Annotated in this window: 5 protein-coding genes; all 5 read right to left on the reverse strand. The window is 29.6% G+C overall.

Annotated elements, in window-relative coordinates; all coding sequences use genetic code 11:
- Positions 1-7: 7 nt before the first annotated feature.
- Positions 8-829 (reverse strand): undecaprenyl-diphosphate phosphatase, encoded by an 822-nt coding sequence (locus tag ACTHW2_RS12065; RefSeq protein WP_442264163.1) that lies wholly within the window; start codon positions 827-829, stop codon positions 8-10.
- 48 nt (positions 830-877) lie between these two features.
- Positions 878-1,015 carry a hypothetical protein gene (locus tag ACTHW2_RS12070; protein ID WP_442264164.1) on the reverse strand — a complete coding sequence of 46 codons (138 nt, stop codon included), beginning with the start codon at positions 1,013-1,015 and terminating at the stop codon, positions 878-880.
- Positions 1,016-1,123: 108 nt separating this feature from the next.
- Positions 1,124-2,269, reverse strand: a complete 1,146-nt coding sequence (locus ACTHW2_RS12075) for a baeRF6 domain-containing protein (RefSeq protein ID WP_442264165.1) — start codon at positions 2,267-2,269, stop codon at positions 1,124-1,126.
- A 200-nt stretch (positions 2,270-2,469) separates the two neighbouring features.
- On the reverse strand, positions 2,470-2,739 hold the full coding sequence (locus ACTHW2_RS12080) for an acylphosphatase (RefSeq protein ID WP_442264166.1): 270 nt from the start codon (positions 2,737-2,739) through the stop codon (positions 2,470-2,472).
- Between the two features lie 78 nt (positions 2,740-2,817).
- The gene (locus ACTHW2_RS12085; protein WP_442264167.1) at positions 2,818-3,477 is read right to left on the reverse strand and encodes an SLC13 family permease; all 660 of its coding nucleotides are present in this window, start codon (positions 3,475-3,477) and stop codon (positions 2,818-2,820) included.
- Between the last annotated feature and the right edge of the window lie 16 nt (positions 3,478-3,493).

Below are 3,493 nucleotides of genomic sequence, written 5' to 3' on the forward strand. Positions count from 1 at the left end.
AAGGCACTTAAAATATAGAAAAATATAAGAGTACTACAATACCTAAAACTATCCTATAGTATCCAAATGCTTTAAAGTCATTCCTCTTTATATATCCCATCAAAAACTTAATAGTAATTATAGAAACTATAAAAGATACAAGGCTTCCTAAAGATAATATATAAACTTCAAATCCTGTTAAGGAAAATCCAAACTTTAACATCTTAAGTAGGCTTGCCCCAAACATTACAGGTATAGCTAAAAAGAATGTAAATTCTGTTGCAATATATCTTGATGTTCCAAGTAACATAGCGCCAATTATAGTAGCTCCAGATCTTGAAGTACCTGGTATCAATGATAAAACTTGAAAGACTCCTATTAAAAAGGCTGTCTTATAATCGAGTCCTTTTAATGTATCTATCCTTGAATATTTATCCTTGTTTCTGCTTTCTATTAATATAAAAAATATTCCATAAAGAATCAAGGTTACTGCTACTGTCTTATAATTATAAAATTTTTCATTTATCCAATCATCAAAAAGCACTCCTATAAGACCTGCTGGAATTATAGCCACTATTACTTTAAACCATAGAATCCAGGTATTTCTTTTTTCTAAACTATTCTTTTTAGGTGAAAAAGGGTTAAGTTTATTAAAAAATAGTAATACAACAGCCATTATGGCTCCAAGTTGAATTACAACAAAAAACATTTCTTTAAATTCTGGTGTTATATTTAATTTTATAAATTCATCTAAAAGTATCATATGACCAGTACTACTTACAGGTACCCATTCGGTAATTCCTTCTACAATTCCAAGTATAATAATTTTTATAGTTTCTAAAAGTTTCATCTGTATCTCCTTTATTATGTAAATATTCTTATTTCTTACTTTTAAATATTATATCTCCTTATTCTCTTTTTCTAGCTGGAGTAGATATCTCTTCTTATTAATAGCCCAACCATAGCCTAGCAATTTTTCATTATTATATATGCTAATCACTCCAAGTATTGTATCATGAAAGTATAAATTTTTCATTCTAATCTTCTTTCTATTATATTAATATAGATACTATTTTACTACAAAAACATAAAAAATGCAGAAGACTTTTGTCTTTTGCATTTTTATCTTTAATATAAATTTATTTTAATATCTAAATATAGCCGCTACGCCTGTAGTACTTGGTATTCTATCTTTAGGAAGAACTACTACTTCACCTTTAGACTTTAAAGTCATCTCTCCTAAATCATCTAATACATCATCTAATTCAGGGTTGTTTAAGTCCCCTCTTTCAAGTTCCCCAGTTTCTCTATTTATTTTTCCTGCTTCTATTTTCCCTGATTCTATCATCAGTGTATCTACTCTTCCCTCAAGTGCTGCCCTTGCTATTTCTGCCAAATCATCTGTACCTAAAAATTTAGATCTCTGAAGACCATATCTTTCAACTAAATCTTTTGTCTTTTGTAGATACAATGGTTCCATCTTTTCCCAGGTAAATTTTTCTATTTCTTCCCTAGGTAAAGCTTCAGGGTCTTTGTTTACCTTTTCTTCTAATAAGAAGTTGTTTTTACTTATATTTCTAAATTCTCCTTGATGCTCATCAAGTGCTACAAGCATAAGAGGAATCTTTTCTTCATTTGAAAAATTATCCCTTATAAACTTATCAATATATCTAAAGTATCTTTCTGTATCTATTTCAACTTCTTCTTTTCTTCCACCTTGTCCATGAAACATTGGTGTTCCACCAGGTCCACCATATGCCGCTGATGTTAGATGAGGCTCAGTATATTGATCACCTAATACTTCTTCTAAAGTTTTTGGAATATCATCATCCATTTTTATCATTTCTATACCATATCTATTGCCTTCGTATAGATTAAAATCTTCTCGAGTAATACCTAAAACGTGATATCTATCTGAAGATTGAAAATTTCTAATAAGTGGTTTTATATGAAAACTATCTGCCACTACTGCAAATTCATCTACTTCTCTATTTAATTTATAAACTACACATTTTTCTTTGTTTGCAAGTATAGCTAAGCCATCACTTACATTATTCCAGAAAATCTTATCTTCTGCTATATCTTTAAATGATTTCATTATCTTCTTAATCTCTTCTTCAGAATGATCTTTCCCTAAAGAATTTTCTATCTTTTGAATTAGGTTTTTAAACCTTATTGGATCTTGCATATTTTCAGGTCTTGATCTATGTGTCGGTTGATAAAGACTTACGCAAGCTCCTTTTTGTTCAAATATTATCTCATTTGGAAATTCTTTTATTATCTCATACATGAATTTTATCCCTCCGTTTAAATCTTATTGTCCCTTATAACTTATATACCCAAAATGTAATTATTAAAAATTATATTTTTTATTATTGCATAAATTAAGCTTTAATTGGACAATTAAACAGATAATATTTTAATTAAAAACACCCTCCCATACAAAATATTATTTTAATATTCATATCAGAGGGTTATATCCTTATGCCTTTAGTATATTTCAAAGTTTTCTTCTGTATCTTTTACTATAGTTTCTTCTGTCAATAGTTTTACTACACTGACATAGGGCGGACCTACTTTACACCAGTCTATAAGTTTTTCTATTTGAGATGGTTCTCCTTGAGCTTCTATTTCTACACTTCCATCTCTTAAGTTTCGTGCAGATCCTTTTATATTAAATTCTCTAGCTTTTTGTAAAACACTATATCTAAAGCCTACCATTTGTACTTTGCCAAATATATTTATAACTACACGTTTCATATATCTCACCTCAATTATATATATACCCAAAACTTCTATATTATATTTCTATTTATACTTAAAACAATTAGAGAAGATTTATAGTGCCCACATATAAAGTATCATTGGTGTTCCTACTAGTAAAACCAATATAGTTAAAGGAAGACCAAGTCGCCAGTAGTCAGTGAATTTGTAGCCTCCCGGACCCATTACAAGCATATTTGATTGATGTGCTATAGGTGTTAAAAATGCTGCGGAAGATGCTACAGATACACTCATAAGAAGCGCATCTGGTGAAACCCCCATATATTTTGCTAAACTAAATGCTATTGGAGCCATCAAAGCTGCTGATGCTGAATTACTTATTAAGTTTGTAAGAACTATAGTTATAAACATAACAACAACCACCATCATATGTGGTGATAATACTACTGAAAATTTATTAAGAGCATTTGCTATAGTATCTGATCCACCACTACTTTGAAGTGCAGATCCTAGTTGTAAAAGAGATCCTAACATTAAAATAGTAGGCCATTCTATAGCTTCATAAAATTCTCTAGGAGTAATTACCTTTACAAGTACTAAAAGTATTGCTGCAAGTGAAAATGCTATCTGTACAGGTAACATTCCTACAGTAGTAAGTATTATAAATATAGCAAATATACTTAAAGGTAATATCTCTTCCTTTCTACTTTTATTTCCTTCTATTCCAATCTTTCGTTCCCCTATGTGGTAGGATAGTTGTCGTAAACTAATAATAGTGTATAATTAAAAT

It is taken from the genome of Tissierella sp., assembly GCF_052089545.1.
In the GTDB taxonomy this organism is placed as follows: Bacteria; Bacillota; Clostridia; order Tissierellales; family Tissierellaceae; genus Tissierella_A.